Raw genomic sequence first — 18,134 nt, 5'->3', positions numbered from 1 at the left:
ATCAGCCGCGCGCTTGACGCGCTCCTGGGGCGAGAGCGTCCACGTAGCGTTCCATGATGGACAGCACCAGACTGTTGATGGCGAGGATCTTCATCGCCCGGGTGACGGCCACGTACAGAAGGTTCAATTCATCATCTCGTCGACCTGGATCGATGTCAGGTGAGAGCGGGTCCGACGTGAAGTCGTCGAAGAGCCCGACGAAGTCCCACTCCAGGCCTTTCGATTTGTGGGCAGAGGTGAGGGTGATAGTTGCATCCAGCTCTTGGTCCACGGTGCATGAGCGCAGGGCCAAGATTCGCTGAGGCAGATCCGGATACATGTTGATGATCTTGATGGACCGGATCATCTCGCTGTCCTGGCTAACCTCGGCGATTTCCACGTACTGGCCATAGTCTCGGTAGTCACGGAGCAGCTTTTTATTCTGGACCAGATCGCGCTGTTGGCGACTGAAATAGAACAGGTCCTCGAGGTCGCGTACTGAATAGCTGTCAATGCCGCCAACCCAGTAGATTTTGGGCTTCTCGGTGACCAGGCACAGTGCGTGTTCAATCACCCCGATAACGGTCCGATGAATGTATGCCCTGTGCGGCAGCCCGGCCGGCAGCGCCTTCTTCACCAATGTCTTCTCGCCCAGTCCCTGCAGCTTCCTGGTTTCTCCCTTGTAGGACAGGATGATGTTGGCGACATGGGCGACTGCAGGCCCAAATCTGAAGCTCTGGGTCAGGTAGTGCTTCTCCGCCCCGGCCATCCAGCTGGCATTTAGAGCGTCTTCCGCCCCTCGAAAGCGATAGATCTGCTGGTGACGATCACCCACGGCCACCTTGCGAATACGCTGAATGCGCACAATGTCAGCGATGACGGGGTTTACGTCCTGTCCCTCATCGAGCAGGACACAGTCGAAGCGCTGGCTCAGGTCGGGTTTGCTCAGCTGGTACAGCTTCAGGTATCCGTCATGCGTGATCTGCACCGCTGTGTCCTGCAGGTCAGTCATGCGCTTCCAGATGCTCATCGCTGCTACCAGCGCCTGGTTCAGGTAGCGCTCCTGGGCGGAGGTAAGCATCGGGCGGTCACGGAACCGTGGAAAGTGCCAGCGCTCGATCAGGTCGTCGGCGCTGGCCATATAGTTGTTGAGGGTGGTTAGCACGTCCCTGACCAGCTCCCAGTCCTGCGTATCAAGCGCTCGGGCGATATCGGTCAGTCGCAAGTTGTTGGTCTGCTTATGGCTGAATTGTGTGCCATAGACGGCGTAGGCCAGGCCGTGCGCAGTTTTGTTCACCACGTTGCGCGGAAATCGGCCACGCGCGGCGATCTCGACCGGCTTGTTGTAACAGAGATAGAGAATCCGCAGACGGTTGTGGTGTTGCGCATAGCCCACCAGCGTTGTGGTCTTGCCACTGCCAGCGCCGGCCTGGATAAGGAGTTTCGGGGCTTCCGACTGGATGATTGGCGACTGCTCGTGTGTCCATTGCATCGTTCTCTTCCTCACAAATACTTCTTGAAGCTCGCGGCCGTAATGCTCACGGACACCCCGAGTAAGGCAGCGCAGGGGAGTAGTACCAGCATTGGGCTGATGCTGATCGGGAGCGCCAAGTAGAAAGTCCAGGGGAAAATGGCCAACGGCAACATCGTTGCCCGGGCCTTGTGGTACAGGTAGCTGGACTCCCGGCCGGCACCAAATTTACGGAGGTCTCGCCGCACCAGACCGTCGACCAGGCCTGTGAGTGCAGCCATGGCAAAAAGCGGTACCGTCATCAGCAGCACGACCAGGCGGACGCAAAACACCAGGACGGTAAAGAGGGCAGCCAGGGCATAGTTCTGTACCGTTGTGACGCTCTGCGCGGCCCAATAGCGCATGTCCAGCTCGTTACGGGGACCGGCTTGAGCGATCGACTCCATGCCCTGGACCCAGCTAAGCATCCCGGTCTTCACGACCAGCCAGTCGTAAGCTTCAGTGACCAGCCAGGTCGCGGTGCGCCCGGGCTCTTGGACGACAGCGCTATGGACCAGCCCCTTGGACAACCAGCCGACCTCGCTGACCAGCATTTGCTGACCGTGCCGCCACCCGGCCTCTGGCCATAAGAAGTACAGGCATACCCAGTCGACCACGATGGCGAGGAACAGCGAGCTGAACATTACGCCGATGAAGGTAATCGGGAACCAGAAGATCTTGCTGAACAGCGATTCCTGTCGCTCTTGCTGCTGTTCGGCCTTCTTTGATACGTCATCTGCCATTGGCTACACCTCAAGCTGCATCATCGGTGGCCACCTGGCGGAAATCTTCAACCAGGTCTTCGGGCAAAGCTGATTTCAGCTCTTGATAGCCAGGGGCTTCCCACCAATCGTTCGAGGACGCTGCCGATCGCCGCATGCCGGCGGCCAGCTCCTGCAGGTTGCCGGGCATGACCTCGTCTGGGTCGTTCGCGGGGAGCGGCATGCGGATTTTCCACAGATTCCCACCTTCGATGAGCGCGAAGGCCTGTCCCTTCGGCAGTCCCACCACGTGGGCCGGCTCAATCATCGGCACACTCGCCAGCTGCACCTGGTCGTGCGAGCTTGAGGTGAACGCGGTTTTGCCGTTGACCGAGTCGTTCGCGCTGCTCGCCGGCGTGCTGTTGTAGATCTGCACTTTTGGTAGCTGGTTGGTCAATAGCTCAGCGGTCGCGGTTTCCCGAACACGCAACATGAACAGGTTGTTGAAGTTACCGATCACCTGGCCGGCTTTCGCCTTCGAGCCGATCTTCGCTTCGATATCACTCATCGTCTGGGTGTAGGCGGTGACCTGGATGCCGGCACCACCGGCCTTATTCACCATCGGGATGAATTCGTCCCCGATGAGCTCGTTGAACTCGTCAGCGTGGAGGTTGATGCGTACCTTGCCCCCAGCCATATGCCCCGGCAGGCCGTCGTCGATGCCGTGCTTGTAAATGTGGCCTGCAACAGAGACCAAGTCACTGAACATCGAGTTGCCCACGGCCGCACTGACTTCGGTGTCGGATAGTGCATCGAGGCCAACATAGACCACGGCGCGTTTTCGGATCACTTGCATCCAGTCGAAGATGGGACGCTCATCGGCGAGGTCCAGGTAGTCGGGGGCAAGCAGTTCAGCGATACGCCCAGTGGTGAGCTTCTCCAGGAGTGGCAGCAACGATGCGACGATCTTGTCGAAATAGGTCTTGTCGTAGCGGACAGCGCTGCGCAGGCCATCCATAACCGAATCGTTGATGCGCTTCTGGGTCAGGTACATGTCGATGGCCACAACGCGCAGCGGGCGGTCTTTCATGGCGAAAGACAGGTTCTTGCGATCGATCTTGCCTTCAAGCTCGACGATGGTTTGCCAGGCCTTCGGATCATGTTCAGCGAAGTACTTCTGTGCGTACTCAATGAACAGCTCGTCGATATTGATGACGTGCCGGCGGATCTGCTCGTAGTCAGGGCGACGGCCGAGCGCGACAAGCGACTGGGCGATGATATTGACGAACCGCCAAGCGAACTCCCGGAATGCTGCAGAGTTACCCTCGCCGGAGAGCTGACCAGCGATGCGAGTGGCCACCTCGCTGATTCGGCCGAAGCGGCCGATGGCGTTGTAGCGAGCGGAGATATCCGGCCATCCCAGATGAAACACGTAGAACTCGTCGAGGCGCCCGGCGCGCTTGCACTCGACGTACATGCGCTTGAGCAGGTCGGCATCGCCCTTCGGATCGAAAACGATCACGACCTCGTGGTCGGCCTGTTCCTCTGCTCGCCGGCGCCGGCTCCATCGATGGGAGGTTTGGCTCCGTCGCCCCATGCGGACTCGCGGCCCGTGGCGATGCGTTCGGCGAATGTCCTGGGTGATGAACACTTCCGCCAGGCGAGTCTTGCCCACCCGTGTGGTGCCCAGGACCAGTGTGTGACCCACCCGCTCACCCAGAGGGAGACTGACATTCTGCTCATCTGGTTCGATCCCGTGCAATCTGGGCAGGCCACCCACTGGTGGGAGAGGCCGAGCGGGGTTCCAGTTGGAATCCCAACCAGTGAGTTTTGTGATCAGTTTCAGTGGGAAGGGGGCGAACTCTAGGCGTTCCTCCAGCCAGCGCGCCCGTTCATAAAGGTTCGTCGGTTCGACGTATGCCGCGAACTGAGGGAGGTAGGTGTCGGCCAGGCGCTGAGTGTGCTTCTGAGTCCACCGGAACCCGCGTCCGATGAACAGGCGCTCGTTGCTGATCGGCATTTCAGCGCTGGTCATGGTGTAGTGGGGAAGTCGCCTGAGGTTCGCCTGGTACCTTAGGACCCTCCGCGCCTGCAGCAGCCGAATGGTGCCCAGGTAGATAAAACCCAGCGCGGCGACAACTCCAAATAGTGGGGTCAGCGCAAAAGCCCAGGGCGCGCAAATGCAAAGCGAAGCTGCCACATAGCAGACCGCAGTAGTGAAAAGCTCTACCGGCGGCCGGAGCAGAGATTCAAGGGTGTATGTCGCCATCTCAGGTCCTCGCGGTGTATGTCATGGCGTCGACTTCCGCACGCGCTTGCTCAACCTGGTCCGGTGTCAGCCGTTCGGCCAGGCGCTGGGCGAATGCGTGTTCGTTGAGCTCGGAGATTCCTGTCAAGCGAGCACCGTACAGCTCGCTCACATGGCGAACCTGCTCGATCATTTGCTCCCGGCCGGGCCGGTGTAGGGGATGGCTGATGATCAGTGTGAACACCGGCGATAGTCGTGTTGGGCGCATACCGGTTCTCACTGCTGAAGGGTTGTAGCTGTGATCAGCACCGGGTAGTGCTGCAGCCCCAGGCGACCAGCAATATCGCTGGCAGGTACAGGCATCACCTGCAACCCAGGTGCCCAGCGGCGGATCTCTTGCAGTCGTGCAGCGTTGCTGACATTCACAGCAAGGCCTACTGCCTGCAGGCCTTGAAGTGCCGACAGCTTCTGCTTGAGCCAGGCCTGCGACGTCGGATCATCCCCAACGATGAACATCGGCTGCAGACCTGCTGCGTTGATCACTCGTCCCTGTACTGGGCCGGGGCTCAGTTCTGGAGTCGACACCGGAAACGCTCCGCCCGCCCGGACGCCAGTCACAACTGGGGTGGTGTGCGTAGGCTCGGGATCAATGTCTTGGTAGTAGGACAGTGCGGATGAGCCGCCACGGTCCTCCACCACGGTGAGCACCGCTTGCTGATCAGCATTGCAGGGCAGAGCCAGGCTGCTCATGATCGCGAGGGCCAGAGCCTGCACGGCGTGTGATCGCCGGGCGTGGGGATATGTCATGGGGTCACTACCTCGAATTTGATGCCGGTGACCCGGCTAAGATGTTTCGTGAAATAGCTACGGTACTTCGCGGCCGGCTCCCCCCCGGCAGGGCGGTGATACCGCCCCGCAGCATCGATCCAGGTTCCACCCTTAGCTTTTTGTTCAGCCAGGATCTGAGCGGTCACCGCCAGGTTCTTGTATGGATCCAGGCCTTCGCAGGGATAGCGGTAGCGATGCCCGTTGTAGCGAATATTTGTTTGTCCCAGCCCCACGTCGACTCGAGCGGGTCCAGCCTTAACAATCGCTATCATCAGAGCTTGGCAAGCGTCTGCTCGTGTGGCGAAGCGGTAGCCGGTTCCGGCCACATTCAACGTCCAGGGCCACGGCACAAGCTGCCCGCGCAATCGCGTCCCGCTTTCCTGCAGTGCCACCGAATAGAGCACAACGGGCGGGACCCCGTGTCTGATGCCGATCGCCTTGTAAGCTGCTGGCGGATCCTCTACACCCCATGCGTTGCCGGCGAGCAGAACCACCGACAGAACGTAGAGCCGCCATCCGCTCACTGACGACGCCATGATCCATTCACCTGTGTTACGGCGGCTGGCAGCGAGCCACCGAGCCCGAGGCGAACCCAGCGGCCCTGGTCATGATTCAGTGTGATCAGTCGGCTTTTAACGCTGGACGGGTCAATACCCGCGAGAATTGCCCAGCGGCGGATCCTTTCATCGTCTTGCTGGCTGCCGACGAAATACAGATCAAACGGCGTCTGTGACGCCTGCAGCCGTTTGACCTGGTCGATGCAGGGTAGGCAGTCGTCTTTGACGAAGAGTGCCATGCGCCCGTTGCCCTCCAGAGCTGGGCCGCTCCCGGATCCGGCCAGGCCGGAAGGGGTGGTCGAAATCTCAATGGCTTTGATGCCTGGGAACATGCGCTGGTACGCCTCGTCGTAGGCTCGCTGGTAGGCGAGCTCCCGATCGACTCGTTGGCGCTCTGCTTGGACCTGCAGCTCGGCGAACCGGCGTCGTTCGCTCTCTGATCGGGCCTCGATTCCCAGCGCGGTGAGAGGGTCAAGCCCTGGCGAATACACCCCCCGGGGCCCCTGCATTACCTCTTGATATCGTTCGTACTCCTTGGGGGTCAGGCCCCACTCCTGCGCGGCTCTATCATCGAGCTTGTTCTGGGACAGGGTGCTTTCGCTGGTGAGCTGTTGAACACTGGAGGCGGCCCCTCCGGCGGCGGAAGGAAGCGGCGCGGCCTCAATGCCACTTGCGGTAAACGCGCAGGCGCAGGCGATGGCTCGAACGATCGGTAGATTCATGGTGCTTTACTCATGGCTGGATGCTCAGGGTTCGGGTTGTTCCGCCGGCGTCGAAGGTTGCGGTCCGTTCATCTACAGCCCTGAGGCGCCAGTTGCTGCCGCTGACCACTTCGCCAGGCCGAATCAGGTAGATCTGGCTCAGCCGCGTGCTACCAGTGGGGGCAACAGACAGGAAACGCTCTCCGCCTCGGTATTCGAGGCCGACCATCTGAAAGGGCGGAGGATCTTGCGGGATTGGTGGGGCTTTAACCGGTGCGGGCTTCGGCTTCGGTTTGGAGGAGGTTTTGGGGGCTGGTGCAGTCGCCTGAGCCTGAGGCTTGCTCATTTTCTGCAGTTTGCCGTCGAGCGACTCAAGGTCGGCTTTCAGTACTAGGAGATCGCCCGCAGTCGCGGATGAGCGAGTGGCTTCAGCTGCAGCCGCGTGGGCCTGCGTTGCTGTGGCCTGCACAGCATCGATCCGGCTCGAGAGCGCTTGCTGGCTGATACGGAAGTCTTCCATCGTGACCAGGGGTTTGCCTGACACAGTGTCGAGCCGATCGTCGATCGCGCTCACCCTGTTCTGGAGCGCATCGATCGAGACTTTTTCTGCTGCTCCATTCACGGTGCGAGAAAGAGTCGACAGCTGGTACTGCTGGAACACGATGATGGCGCCCAGGATGAGCAGGCCCGTAGCAAGGGGTAGGTATTTTCGGATCGGCAGTTTCATGGGTGTCCTCTCGAAGCCGAGTACACCCTCGCGCAACCATGATCCTGATTCAGCAGAAAATACTTAGCCCGCTTGCACGGATTTTTTTAACCATGCCGAGTTGGAAAGATGATCGCCGACGCTCGCGCTCTGCACTATCTGCAGTAAACACGCCACAACTGGTCAATCCGGGTTGTAAACGACTGGCTCAGGAGTTCTCGACGCATACCCCACTCCGGGCTTCGTGGAACGTTGGCGGACCTCAGTGTACCTTTGCCGTACCGGTGGTTTATGCCATCCATAACCGTCATCAGGCGATCGCAGGCAACTGGCTGCGTTGACGCGAACAGATCGTCAGTGAATTCACCCGGTTGCCGTAGATCGAGCAGTAGCACCTCGGCTTTGCTGTAGCGGTACCCGTCCTGGTAGACCCTCTCCACAGCCTCAGTCGCTGCCCGCGTGAGCAATAGGGTGTCGCTCGTGGGGTAAGGCAGCTCAACCAGCGCCCCTTTCGCCAAATGCAGTTCGTTGGGATTGAACATACCTGTGCGGATCGACACTCGCATGCGCTTGCACACCGACCCCTGGGCGCGCAGCTTTTCGGCTGCTCGCGCTGCATAGGTCGCTACCGCCTGCTTGATTGGTGTCAGTTCGGTCATTCTCTTACCGAACATCCGGCTGCAGCAGATCTCCTGCTTCGGCGGATCAGCCTCATCCAGTTCGAGGCACGGCGTGCCGGCGAGCTCGCGCGCTGTCTTCTCCACCACCACGCTGAACTTGTCACGCAGCATCCGCGGATCTGCCTTCGCCAGGTCCATGGCCATGCGGATGCCCATCGCCTCGAGGTGTGCCGTCATCCGCCGGCCAATGCCCCAGACCTCTTTCACCTCAGTGTTGCGCAGTACCCAGTCGCGCTTGAAGTCATCAGTGATGTCGACCACCCCACCCGTTTGCGCCTGCAGGCGCTTCGCCGTGTGGTTGGCGAGCTTCGCCAGGGTCTTGGTACGGGCGATCCCCACACCGACAGGGATGCCAGTGCAGCGCAGCACCTTGGCGCGTACCTCCCGGCCGAATTGGGTCAGACTCCCCTGCACGCCAGTGAGATCAGCGAAGCATTCATCAATCGAGTAGACCTCGGCCGCAGGCACCATCGATTCGATCAGCGACATAACCCGTTCGCTCATGTCGCCATACAGGGCATAGTTGGACGAAAACGCCACGATGCCATGCCGCCGCAGCTTCTCCTTGGCCTGGAAATAGGGCTCGCCCATCTTCACGTACGGCTTGGCGTCGTATGACCTGGCGATTACACAGCCGTCGTTGTTGCTCAGCACCACGATGGGTGTCTTGGCCAGATCTGGCCGGAACACGCGCTCGCAGCTTGCATAGAACGAGTTGCAGTCGATCAGCGCGAACACCTGGTCACTGGGCATGATCGCGCACGCTGTAGCGAACCACACCCCAGATGACCAGGTCGTCGCCTTCCATGACATGGCGCGGGGGGTAGGCTGGATTCTCAGATTGCAGGACCAGCACGCCGTCGCGACGATAAAGGCGTTTGCAGACGGGTTCAGTGTTGATCGCGGCGATCACTATGTCGCCGTGCTCGGCCTCCCTACTGCGGTCTACGATGAGAAAATCGCCCGAGAAGATCCCGGCGCCCTGCATGCTGTCGCCCTCCACCTGCACCAGATACACGTGAGGGGCACGCAGGTCGAACAGCTCGTCGAGGGAGATGTGACGCTCCAGGTGATCCGCCGCTGGCGAAGGGAACCCGGCCGGCACACGGAAGGAGTACACCGGCAGCAGAGCAGGGCCGCCCGTCGGCGCGCCCAAGAAGGTGATGGTCATGGCAGATCTACTCAAAAGAATATCTGTATATTTATACAGTAAACTGTCAGAGCGTTCCTGCGTCAATGCGTCGAAGCCTGGCAGCCGACAAACGAGCGAGGTGGGTATGTGTGGAAGGTACTCGATCTACGAGAGCATGGACGACTACCTGCGGCAGCTGGCCCTGGACCTGGTGGTCATCAACGGTTATGACCATGAGCGGATCAACCGGTACAACGTGGCACCCTCTACCCGCGTGGAGGTTATAAGGCCCGCCCCGGGAGGACTGAACGTCGATCGAGTGAAGTGGGGATGGTCGCCTTTCTGGGCCAAGGGGAAGCGGGCCGACCCGATCAATGCGCGGGCCGAGACGGTGATGACGGGGAAGTTCTTCAAGTCGCTTTGGCCGAATGGCCGAGCCTTGGCGCCGGCCAATGGGTGGTTCGAGTGGATACCCGATGTTGCAGATCCGAAGCGCAAGCAGCCTTACTACATCCAAGGGGCGGACGGTAGGTCATTGTTTTTCGCGGCGTTGGCCGAAGTTCATCCAGGGCTGGAACCAGATGAGCGCAGTGGCTTCGTTATCGTGACTGCTGCGGCTGATGAAGGTTTGGTGGACATCCATGATCGCAAGCCCCTGGTGCTTACCCCTGAGCTTGCCCGAGAATGGATAGATCCAGGCACAACGACCGAGCGGGCGGCGGAAATAGTCCAAACAGGTTGCCGGCCTAGTACCGACTTCCGTTGGTTCCCTGTCAGGAAAGAGGTAGGGAATGTCCGTAACCAAGGGGCAGAGTTAATCCAGCCAGTACCGTCACAATAGGACTATATAAAAGTAATGGAAAAGATTGATCCAGTAAATATCGCTCTTCCACAAGGGCAGGTCTTTGAAAATGGGAGCATCGCAGTTGATCTGCCTACATTGGGCTGTCTTGAGGAGTTCTGGGGAGCTAATAAAGAGAAGTTTCCATTTTCTTGCCAGGGCATGGAGGCTGGGATTAAACCTGCGTATATGCGTGAGTATCAGTGGGTGTTCGGGGCGACCAAGGCAAGTGTGATTGAGACAGTGCTGCGCTTGGGGCGGTCAGGGATACACGCTGCCTGGTACAACTGGAAAGAGCAGGATCCAGAGAGCTGGGAGTTTTTCTTTGCTGACCGAAGAGGGTATAAGCAGGAAAGATTGGAGAAGGGGATCTGGACCGATGAGGATGAGGACGAATGGCAGTCTCGCACGGAGGAAAATTACCACGGTTGGTGGAGGTTTGAAGGTGTTCCAGATTCTTCAAGTATTGATGAGTGGTTTGGTATCGGTACTTCAGCAGAAGAGTTAAGCGACCCAGGCATGTCGGTAGTAGCAGTCACTCACAGGCTTTGCGAACAGACTTTTGACGAATGGCGTGACGTCGAGTTATGGGAGCTGGAAACGCATACCCCTGAGTCGGTGCAAGACACAATTAAATATTGGCAAAAAGAAAAGGCCGAGGGGCAGGACTATTATGGCCGGGAGAACGAAAACCCGAAAGATCAGCATTGATTAGTGCGGGGTATGGCCACCGTGCGGTGGCCTCAGACTCAGATTGAAGCATCCAGCAGAGAAATCACAATTGTATTCGGTTTCAAGTCCGCTCCGTAGTAGAGGGATAGGCTCGCTGCATGGTGAAGGTGCTGGTCGAGCTGGAATGTGTCCCGGGCAAGAATTTGATTGGTAGGGTCCGCCTCGCCGCTATAGAGGGGGCCGCCAAGATGATTGATGGTTGCATGACGATTGTTGATGAGGCAGAGTGGTTTAGGCAGCGGAGCGGAATAGAGAGGAAGGTCACAATCTGGGTCATTTCTTAGCCGGATGTATATAGTCTCAAATCTGCACGAGTCAGGTTCGAAAATGAGTTCTAGGCCTGGAATACTTTCAATTTCAAGTGTGTCAGTATCCTCGTATTCAGACGCGCGAATTGAATGTTTCTCAACTAATCCAAGCCTCACAAGGGTTTGATATGAGCTGCCCAGGTTGTTGATCAGGAGTTCAAGTTGTCCTTTCATCGGGATTTCCATTAATGGTCAAGCTGGTAGGCATATCAGCAGGTGAAAAAAGGCCACCCGAGGGTGGCCATATGCTATGCCGCGATCAGCTGTCTTGCCAGCGCCATCTCAACAGAGTCCCCGTCCTGGTTCAGGGAATCCAGCCCGGACTCAGGCACATCGCCCGAAGTGCTCTGCGCCACTGCGATCTTCTTGGCCATCAGCTGCAAGCAGGTGATCTGCGAGCTGCCGGCGTAGCCGAAGAAAACCACGCGGACCGGGTGTTTCTGTCCGATCCTCCACGAGCGCCGCGCCGCTTGCTGTAAGGTGTACACGTTGTACCCCGTCTGCAGGAACGCGATGGTTGGGAAGTCCAGCAGGTCTAGCCCGGTCTTAACCAGCTCCGGGTTGGTGAGCAGCACGTCGATACCACGGTCGACCTGGTCGAGGATCCAGTCCTCGCGCCGAGCCGTTTCAACCGTGGCCCGCAGTACCGCAACGCGCAGACCGGCCAGCTCGAGGACCTTCTTCAACCTGGACGTGGTATCGCGCGTGCCGCTGTAGACGGTGTATGCAAGGACCTTGCGGCCTTTCGCTTTCTCCTCGAGGCACAGGTTCAGCAGCGCCTGCTCCTTGGGCATCAGTTCATCGTCGCCGAAGAGCGCCGGCACGAAGGCTAGCGTGTCTCGGGTGCGGGGATGTTTGACCATCTCCGATCGGAAGCAGCAATCCGGCCAGGCCAACAGCACATTGAGCACTACTCCCAGAAGGGTGGTGTCTCTCCGGGCCAAAGCCTGGCGGAGTTCAGCGGTCAACGTTGCAGCCAAGCGCTGGTAGGCCGAGGCCTGTACCGGCGCCATGGGCACGTCGATGAACTCCTCCTGGTAGCTGGGCAGCACATTGCCACCGATATCCTTGAGCTTCAGGAACACGGTGAATGGCAGCACGAACCGGTGGATGCCTTTAGGGCCGAAGCCTGGGGCCTTCACGGTGCGTACCGACAGCTTCTTGCCCTTGGCGGTCTTGTGCGAATCGCCATCGCGCTCGGTATAAATGTCCTTGAGCACGCCGTGATCGCGCATGAACGACATGGCTGCAGGCGCCATACTGCCGCGTGCGTTGGGTCGGTAGCCGTCCTCGATCATGCGCTGGGTGAGGATGCGGAACAGGAGGTAGAACAGATCGTCGGCGTAGCCACCCATCAAGGTCCCGGTGAGGAGCACGGTTTTACGCGCCTTCGCGGCCAACACCCCCATGGCCTGGCCCTGGGCCGAACCGCTGTTCTTGTACTCATGCCCCTCGTCGACAACCAGCAGGTCGAAGAAGCCATCGGGTAAGTAGCGCTTGATGAACTCTGTCGGCTGGTAGCCCCCTTCGCCGAATCCGAACTCGATGTTGGCCATCGCCCGCTCCATGCGCTTGGCCTGGCGGTCGCTGAAGACGAAGTTGCCTTTCGCGTCCATCAAGTTGATGAACTCTGAGACGTTGTCCACCAGCATCGAGGCCAGAAAGTCCTCGCCGAAGTCGTTCAGCAGCCGTTCCGCCCGGACCGGGCCGATCGTCGGTATCCGGCACATCGACTTCAGGATCGTCGAGCGTCGGTCCCCACTATCGACTTTGCCTGGGCGCATAAGCGTCCAGAGGGCAGCGTTGCAGGCCGTGCAGTTGCGACGGCGATCACCGCGCTCGAATTCGTCCACGGTGACCAGGTTGCCCTCCTGGTCCTCGAGGACCTGGCCACAATCTGGACATGCCGCCAGCAGCTGGCCACCTGCAGTACGCCGCTTCCAGCAGGCGAGCCGCCAGTGGAAACCCATCCGCATCCTGACGCGGCCGAGAATGAAGAACTCCGGCCGGCCGTCGTAGGTTTGCCCCGACTGGTCACGCAGCTTGAGCAGCTTGATCAGCGTGTCCGGGCCGTTGAGTACCCAGACGCGGGCGTCTGGCGTGGTTTCCAGGATCTCACGCCGCCACTTGTAGACCAGGTGGGGCGGCGAGATGACGAGGGTTCGACGGTAGCCTGCCGCGTGGAGCACGGCAGCGACTGCGATGGCCATCATCGTCTTCCCGGTACCCATCTCGGCGTTGATGATCGCAGCTTGCTCGTTGCGATCGAGCAGCAGCGCTGTGATGGCTTGGACAACCTCAGCTTGCGCCACAAATGGCGTGCGCTTGAGACTTGCCATCACGGTCTGGCGCTGTTCGTTGATGTTGCCGGTGTAGACCGGAGGGTTGGAGCTGTTGAGTGACGCCAGGAGCTCGTCGCCGAACTCGTCGATGAAGTCGATCAGGTTAATGTTCAGTGGGGAGTGGGCCGAGGTGGCCGGTTGGGTCAGTGCGTTCATGTGCATCTCCTGCAGGGAAACAGGGCATGCACAAACCCCGGTGGGTATGAGCATACCCTGTGGGTCGGTTTTGGGTTTTCGCCGTTGCGGCGCTGGTCAGTAGTCGCTGGGAAGCAGCAGGGTGGTGGCGCTACGGTCGGCCTCGGTGATGATCCAGAGTCTGGACTCGTCGCCGGCGTCGATGTCATAGCTTGAGAACAAGCGGTCTCCGTGGGTAAGTGCGAGCTGATTGGAGGCTCGGTCGTCATCGCACAGCTCGCCCCAGTCGCCAGCCAGGTGGCGTTTCAGCGCTGGGGTGGGGTTGAGCTGCCCGGTTTCCACCAGGTGGCTAATAGCGGCAGTCATCACGATCTGTCCTGGGTTAAACAGCGGTGCTGTGACTGGTTCGTCAACTGCAGGCACTACGTCGGTGCTCGCCGGCGAGGAGCTGATGATCAGGACCTGGCCGTGATGCACTGAGGAAGGCGTCATCTCCCAAGCACGAATGATCGGGATGAAACGGTCGGTGAGGATCCTGACTTCTGAGACGTTACCCTTCTCGTCCTCGGTGAATTCGGTCTTGCGCACCTTGTCCTTGTAGGTATCACCCTTCACGACCAAGGTCCGCCCCGACTTCGAACGTACAACACCAGAGATTGCGCCGGCGGCCAGGGCCAGTGCGAGGTGCCAGCGGGAAAGCTCGCGGACAGGGGCTCGGGGTTGAAGACCGGCTTGCCCGAAGTGCAAGTTGAAGTCAGGCCAGAGACCCCGCAACCGCAGAATCTCGGCGGCGAATTGCTCCGGCTCGAGGGTAATGCGGTAGAAGTGCTCCAGCTCGTTAGCAGCTGACGGGACAAGGTATGGCTCCCATGGCCAGCTGGCTGGGATCTCCTCGGCCTGGTCCTGCCCGGCGCCGATCGCCTGCAGGCGCGACCTCACCTGGTTGGTGGAAGCCCGGGCCAGGTCCTGCCGCCGTACACGGATGCCGAAGATCACCACCTGTTTGAAGGTGGGGTCTGCAGCACCGTATACACGCAGTTCGGCGAAGTGGTTGCTCAGCCATCCAGTGAACTCGTCGTCCAGCACGTAGTGAGGAACGATGAGCACCATGACGCCGCCGTACTGCAGAAGCGGGAGGCAGCGTTGATAAAAAGCTTTCTCCAAGCGCCGTCGGCCGCTGCCTTGGTACTGGGATGCACCGGAGTGATCCGCGACCAGGTCACCGTAGGGTGGGTTGAGCCAGAGCAAGCCGAACGACTGGCGGCTGATCAAGGTGTCGAAGAGGTCGCTGTGCAGCACCCGATCGAGCAGGCCACGCGCGTGATCCGCGCGTTCGCGATCGTACTCGACGGCGAATGCTTGGACCTGGTCGCGGCCCAGGAGGTGAGCTGCTTCAGCAAGGGCAACACCCTCGCCGGCGCAGGGGTCGCAGATCCTCATCCTGCCCGAGGTGGCGGGAGTGAGCGCCTGCAGCGTGCGTTCGAGCGTGATCTCATCGGTGGGGTAGTAGCCGTTGCGGGCAAAGTTGCGCGCTAGGCGCGGAAACATAAGGGCCATAAGCGTTCCTTGAGTCATAGGTGAGCCCAGGCCTACGCCTGAGCTTCGATAGTGAGTTCGCCGCGACGGATCAGCTCTCCGAGGGAGGACTCGAGCACGTCGAGCTGAAGAGCGAGCCGCCAGGCGCAGACGTTTCCGATCGTCCCGGGTAGGGCAGTCAGCATGCGGTGCTGGGTGAGGACTTCCATCACGGGCTCGCGCCAATGCTGGAGAAGGGGGAGCGGGCAGGTCTCTATCACCAGCGGCCAAAGCCATTGGTGTGGGGCTTCATTGCGCTCCAGGAGGGCGAAGGCGAAGTGATTGGCTTGGTCGGGCGCCGAGGCGCGCCGATCGAAAAGCCAGAGGTGCACCATGCTGCCGAATAGGGTGCCGCGGAATTGCCGTGTGGTGCGCTTTTCCAGCAGGTCATGGTTAGGGAAAACGGGAATGCTCCGCCCGTCGACGAGAATGTGAAACTGCTCGATGCCATTCTCTTCCCGGCCAAGTGTGAGCCTGGCCAGAAACTCCTGCAGTGCGGTGTCACGACCCCAGGCCGACATGAACACCAGGTTGCGCTGCTCGTCGAACACACAGGCGTCAACGTACAGGTCCGGGCACTCCTCGATCTGGAACAAGGGAGATGGGTGCATGATGGCCTCCATTTTGGAGGCGTCCGTCCCAGCGGGCGGAAGCCCCCCGGGGTGGTTTGGTGGTTAGTTGAAGGTCCTGGTGTCTGGATCGAACACCACGGGTTTCTCACTGTGCAGTGGCCCGTGACCAGCACGGAATATCTGGATGCGATACTGGTCACGGAGGAGGATAGCGGCCTCGGCCTGGTCCAGTGTGAGCTCCAACTCCTCGATGAAGAGGTCGACGAGCTCCTCGTCAGTCGACACCTCGTTGTTGGACAGCTGGTCCTCGATGTTCGCGAGGGTTTGTTTGCTCAAGTTGCTGAACATGGCGTTCATGGTGATGCTCCAGGTAGAGAAATGGAGCCCCCTGAAGAGGCCCCTCAGGGTGTGTGCTGCAGGTTGACTGCGGCAGTGGGCTGGCAGGGCGCTTTAAGGCAAGGCCCTGGTCCAGGTTTGAGTTTTGAAGTCCATGGTAAAACCGAGCTGGTCCAGCCGCGTGCACTGGGCGCGCAGCCGTTGTCGGTCTACGGTGGTGTCGAGCTTCACGGTTTCGCCCAATGGCCACACCGTGCCAAAGAGTTCGGCATCGATGTCGTTCGTACTCGGTGTCGCTGATGGACTCATCCCGAAGGGCTCATCCGAGGCGAGGGCATCAGTTTGGGGCTGCCGCGCCGGCGTATTTGGAGTCCGACGTGACGGTGTCGGTGTGGGCGGTGGCCCGTCCTCTTCAAGAGGGTCAGGGACGTTGGTTGGCAGGTGTTCTTCGTCCTCGCGACTGAGACCTGTGACATCCTCCAGGGTCATGCCCTCGAGTTCTGCCCTGATCTCAACAACGAGTCGACCGCCGTGTGAGTAATACGATGGGCGAATCTGCTTGATCGCGAAGTCACCTCGGTATTTGCCCTCCTGGTACTGATCCAGAAGAGCATCCTTGATGGTGAACTCACCGATCGAAGTACTGAGGCGGCCGACGTTGAATAGCCCGAGTCGGCCGGAGATGGTGCGGATGGCCAACTGGCCGGTGATTGAGATCATGTGCGCTCCCCGTAAAGCATGGGGAACTCCCAGCGGGCGTTCCCCGCGAGGTGGAAGGTGGTCAGCAGTCGAACAGCGGCAGACCGTCGAGAACGTTGCTGTTGGGGTCGATGACCAGGAATCTCACGTCAGCCTGAGCGGCGAGAGTGAGTATTCGGATGGTCTCCTCGCTGAAGCCCTCGGCGGCTTGCAGCGCTTGAAGTGTCGAAAGGTCATAACCCCAGTACTGTCTCAGATGTTGGTCGGTCCAGGGCGTGCTGAGAAGTTTGAAACCGATGGCGTCACTGTCGGGCAGGGTGAAGCACTCGAACTGAAGGAGAGCTGTATCAGCAGTTTCAACGAGTGCCTGCAGCTCTTCCCAATCTGCCTCGGGCAGGTGTGCCGAGGCGATCTCGAATGCTTGGCTGCAGCAGGGATGAGGTACAGAGTGATCGCCGACAGCGATGTGGAAGGGGTTGGGTGATTGTGCCATGTGGCGTGCTCCTGGTTGAGAGGAAGCCACCCCAGAGGGTGACCCCTCTGGGTGATTAACTGGCTGTGTCAGGCGGGGTCTGTAGCGGGCAGCAGCTGGATCTGGATGTAGGATGGCTCGTCCTTGGGAGTCACGATCTGCAGCATGAGAGCGACCCAGTCACGATCGCGGCCGGTGTGGCGCTTCGTGTACACACCGAAGGACAGAGCAGTGGCCTGAGGCTGCTGCTTGAGCTCTTGCCACGCCGTTTGGACGACAGTGGCGAGGCGCTGGCTCATCTCGGCTACACGAGCTGGGTTTTCGAGATAGACCGCCCGCAGCCACGCAGCGTTGTCCAGGACAACTGGAAGAGTGAGGTATGCCTCGGTCGAGGCGGAGGGTATGGACATCAGAGGTCTCCAGAATGAGCGAGGCCTCAGTCCGCGAGGATGAGATCCCCGCAGGTAGGTAAAGTTGAAGGCACTCCATCACTGAGTGATGCGATCGCGCTGCCGAGTGCTAGGCGATCTTGGGTGGGTTGGCGCAACGCGCTGGAGCCTTAAACCCTGGCTCCGGGAGGCACTGTCAACGACAGTGAACCAATACGGAATTCGTTGGACGGCCAGCAGGCAGAAGCCCCGCATGTGCCCGGGCATTGCATTCAATGTCCCCCCGAAGGGATACCCTTCGGAGGGGAGGACAGGTGGAGCGGGGCGGATCAGAATAAGGCAGCAGCTTCCTGCACTGCGAGATAGTTCTCCATATCGAGCTGAAAACCTTGCCGTTCTGCCTCACGGTTGAACAACTGGTTGTGAGGAAAGGGCAGCTCTTGGTACTGATCCCGCAGCGCGCTGATCATGCTCTTCTTGTACAAATGGAAACGGGAACATGGACCGATGTTGAATATTGGGACAGAGTTGTGACGCTCTAGCATGAGCTCCCAATCCGCCTTGATTGATGTAGCAAATCGTCGCTCGAGAACATCCACACGGATAAAAGCTCCGGCAGCGCGTTCCTCGAAGGGATTGGTAATAAACATGACGCCATTGAAGACTTGGGTGGCTTGGGACATGGTGATGC

21 protein-coding genes are annotated in these 18,134 nt (G+C 59.6%); 2 read left to right on the top strand and 19 right to left on the bottom strand.

Features of this window, described 5'->3' with window-relative positions:
• Window position 1: 1 nt before the first annotated feature.
• The 10 genes from F6X59_RS07710 to F6X59_RS07665 form a co-directional block, all read right to left on the bottom strand.
• Window positions 2-1,471, bottom strand: a complete 1,470-nt coding sequence (locus F6X59_RS07710; RefSeq protein ID WP_152955720.1) for a UvrD-helicase domain-containing protein — start codon at window positions 1,469-1,471, stop codon at window positions 2-4.
• A gap of 11 nt (window positions 1,472-1,482) precedes the next feature.
• On the bottom strand, window positions 1,483-2,232 hold the full coding sequence (locus F6X59_RS07705; protein ID WP_152955719.1) for a TIGR03747 family integrating conjugative element membrane protein: 750 nt from the start codon (window positions 2,230-2,232) through the stop codon (window positions 1,483-1,485).
• A 10-nt stretch (window positions 2,233-2,242) separates the two neighbouring features.
• Window positions 2,243-4,459, bottom strand: coding sequence for a type IV conjugative transfer system coupling protein TraD (gene traD, locus F6X59_RS07700; RefSeq protein WP_152955718.1), 2,217 nt, complete (start codon window positions 4,457-4,459; stop codon window positions 2,243-2,245).
• Window position 4,460: 1 nt separating this feature from the next.
• The gene (locus F6X59_RS07695; RefSeq protein ID WP_152955717.1) at window positions 4,461-4,631 is read right to left on the bottom strand and encodes a hypothetical protein; all 171 of its coding nucleotides are present in this window, start codon (window positions 4,629-4,631) and stop codon (window positions 4,461-4,463) included.
• 83 nt (window positions 4,632-4,714) lie between these two features.
• On the bottom strand, window positions 4,715-5,188 hold the full coding sequence (locus tag F6X59_RS07690; RefSeq protein WP_256669134.1) for an integrating conjugative element protein: 474 nt from the start codon (window positions 5,186-5,188) through the stop codon (window positions 4,715-4,717).
• 53 nt (window positions 5,189-5,241) lie between these two features.
• Window positions 5,242-5,802, bottom strand: a complete 561-nt coding sequence (locus tag F6X59_RS07685; RefSeq protein WP_152955715.1) for a lytic transglycosylase domain-containing protein — start codon at window positions 5,800-5,802, stop codon at window positions 5,242-5,244.
• The gene (locus tag F6X59_RS07680) at window positions 5,787-6,545 is read right to left on the bottom strand and encodes a TIGR03759 family integrating conjugative element protein (protein WP_152955714.1); all 759 of its coding nucleotides are present in this window, start codon (window positions 6,543-6,545) and stop codon (window positions 5,787-5,789) included. The genes F6X59_RS07685 and F6X59_RS07680 overlap by 16 nt, the downstream gene beginning before the upstream one ends.
• A 10-nt stretch (window positions 6,546-6,555) precedes the next feature.
• Entirely contained in the window at window positions 6,556-7,251 is a 696-nt protein-coding gene (locus tag F6X59_RS28365) for a methyl-accepting chemotaxis protein (protein ID WP_178120048.1), read from the bottom strand.
• Between the two features lie 134 nt (window positions 7,252-7,385).
• Window positions 7,386-8,663 carry a translesion error-prone DNA polymerase V subunit UmuC gene (umuC, locus tag F6X59_RS07670; protein WP_152955713.1) on the bottom strand — a complete coding sequence of 426 codons (1,278 nt, stop codon included), beginning with the start codon at window positions 8,661-8,663 and terminating at the stop codon, window positions 7,386-7,388.
• Window positions 8,653-9,081, bottom strand: a complete 429-nt coding sequence (locus F6X59_RS07665) for a LexA family transcriptional regulator (RefSeq protein WP_152955712.1) — start codon at window positions 9,079-9,081, stop codon at window positions 8,653-8,655. Before F6X59_RS07665 ends, umuC begins: the two co-directional genes overlap by 11 nt.
• A gap of 106 nt (window positions 9,082-9,187) precedes the next feature.
• On the opposite strand from F6X59_RS07665, the gene F6X59_RS07660 reads away from it, so the two are divergent.
• Together F6X59_RS07660 and F6X59_RS07655 are read left to right on the top strand one after the other, a co-directional pair.
• Window positions 9,188-9,883: an SOS response-associated peptidase family protein gene (locus F6X59_RS07660; RefSeq protein ID WP_152955757.1), complete on the top strand. Its 696-nt coding sequence runs from the start codon at window positions 9,188-9,190 to the stop codon at window positions 9,881-9,883.
• A gap of 15 nt (window positions 9,884-9,898) precedes the next feature.
• Window positions 9,899-10,594 (top strand): hypothetical protein, encoded by a 696-nt coding sequence (locus tag F6X59_RS07655; protein ID WP_152955711.1) that lies wholly within the window; start codon window positions 9,899-9,901, stop codon window positions 10,592-10,594.
• Window positions 10,595-10,632: 38 nt separating this feature from the next.
• On the opposite strand, the gene F6X59_RS07650 is transcribed toward F6X59_RS07655, so the two are convergent.
• The 9 genes from F6X59_RS07650 to F6X59_RS07610 all read right to left on the bottom strand — a co-directional run bounded on the left by F6X59_RS07650 (window position 10,633) and on the right by F6X59_RS07610 (window position 18,126).
• Complete coding sequence (locus F6X59_RS07650) at window positions 10,633-11,097, bottom strand: DUF6392 family protein (protein ID WP_152955710.1); 465 nt, start codon at window positions 11,095-11,097, stop codon at window positions 10,633-10,635.
• Between the two features lie 74 nt (window positions 11,098-11,171).
• Complete coding sequence (locus tag F6X59_RS07645; RefSeq protein WP_152955709.1) at window positions 11,172-13,421, bottom strand: DEAD/DEAH box helicase; 2,250 nt, start codon at window positions 13,419-13,421, stop codon at window positions 11,172-11,174.
• 96 nt (window positions 13,422-13,517) lie between these two features.
• Window positions 13,518-14,957 carry a DUF6094 domain-containing protein gene (locus F6X59_RS07640; protein ID WP_152955708.1) on the bottom strand — a complete coding sequence of 480 codons (1,440 nt, stop codon included), beginning with the start codon at window positions 14,955-14,957 and terminating at the stop codon, window positions 13,518-13,520.
• 32 nt (window positions 14,958-14,989) lie between these two features.
• The gene (locus F6X59_RS07635) at window positions 14,990-15,586 is read right to left on the bottom strand and encodes a hypothetical protein (RefSeq protein ID WP_256669132.1); all 597 of its coding nucleotides are present in this window, start codon (window positions 15,584-15,586) and stop codon (window positions 14,990-14,992) included.
• 63 nt (window positions 15,587-15,649) lie between these two features.
• Complete coding sequence (locus F6X59_RS07630; RefSeq protein WP_152955706.1) at window positions 15,650-15,904, bottom strand: hypothetical protein; 255 nt, start codon at window positions 15,902-15,904, stop codon at window positions 15,650-15,652.
• A 93-nt stretch (window positions 15,905-15,997) separates the two neighbouring features.
• Complete coding sequence (locus F6X59_RS07625; protein WP_152955705.1) at window positions 15,998-16,603, bottom strand: DUF3275 family protein; 606 nt, start codon at window positions 16,601-16,603, stop codon at window positions 15,998-16,000.
• A 61-nt stretch (window positions 16,604-16,664) separates the two neighbouring features.
• Window positions 16,665-17,075 (bottom strand): hypothetical protein, encoded by a 411-nt coding sequence (locus F6X59_RS07620; RefSeq protein WP_152955704.1) that lies wholly within the window; start codon window positions 17,073-17,075, stop codon window positions 16,665-16,667.
• Window positions 17,076-17,143: 68 nt separating this feature from the next.
• Window positions 17,144-17,464: a hypothetical protein gene (locus F6X59_RS07615; protein ID WP_152955703.1), complete on the bottom strand. Its 321-nt coding sequence runs from the start codon at window positions 17,462-17,464 to the stop codon at window positions 17,144-17,146.
• A 308-nt stretch (window positions 17,465-17,772) separates the two neighbouring features.
• Window positions 17,773-18,126, bottom strand: a complete 354-nt coding sequence (locus F6X59_RS07610; RefSeq protein ID WP_152955702.1) for a hypothetical protein — start codon at window positions 18,124-18,126, stop codon at window positions 17,773-17,775.
• Window positions 18,127-18,134: the final 8 nt, after the last annotated feature.

The organism is Pseudomonas sp. MN1F, assembly GCF_009391885.1.
GTDB lineage: Bacteria > Pseudomonadota > Gammaproteobacteria > Pseudomonadales > Pseudomonadaceae > Aquipseudomonas.
This window is presented reverse-complemented; position numbering and strand designations above follow the sequence as displayed.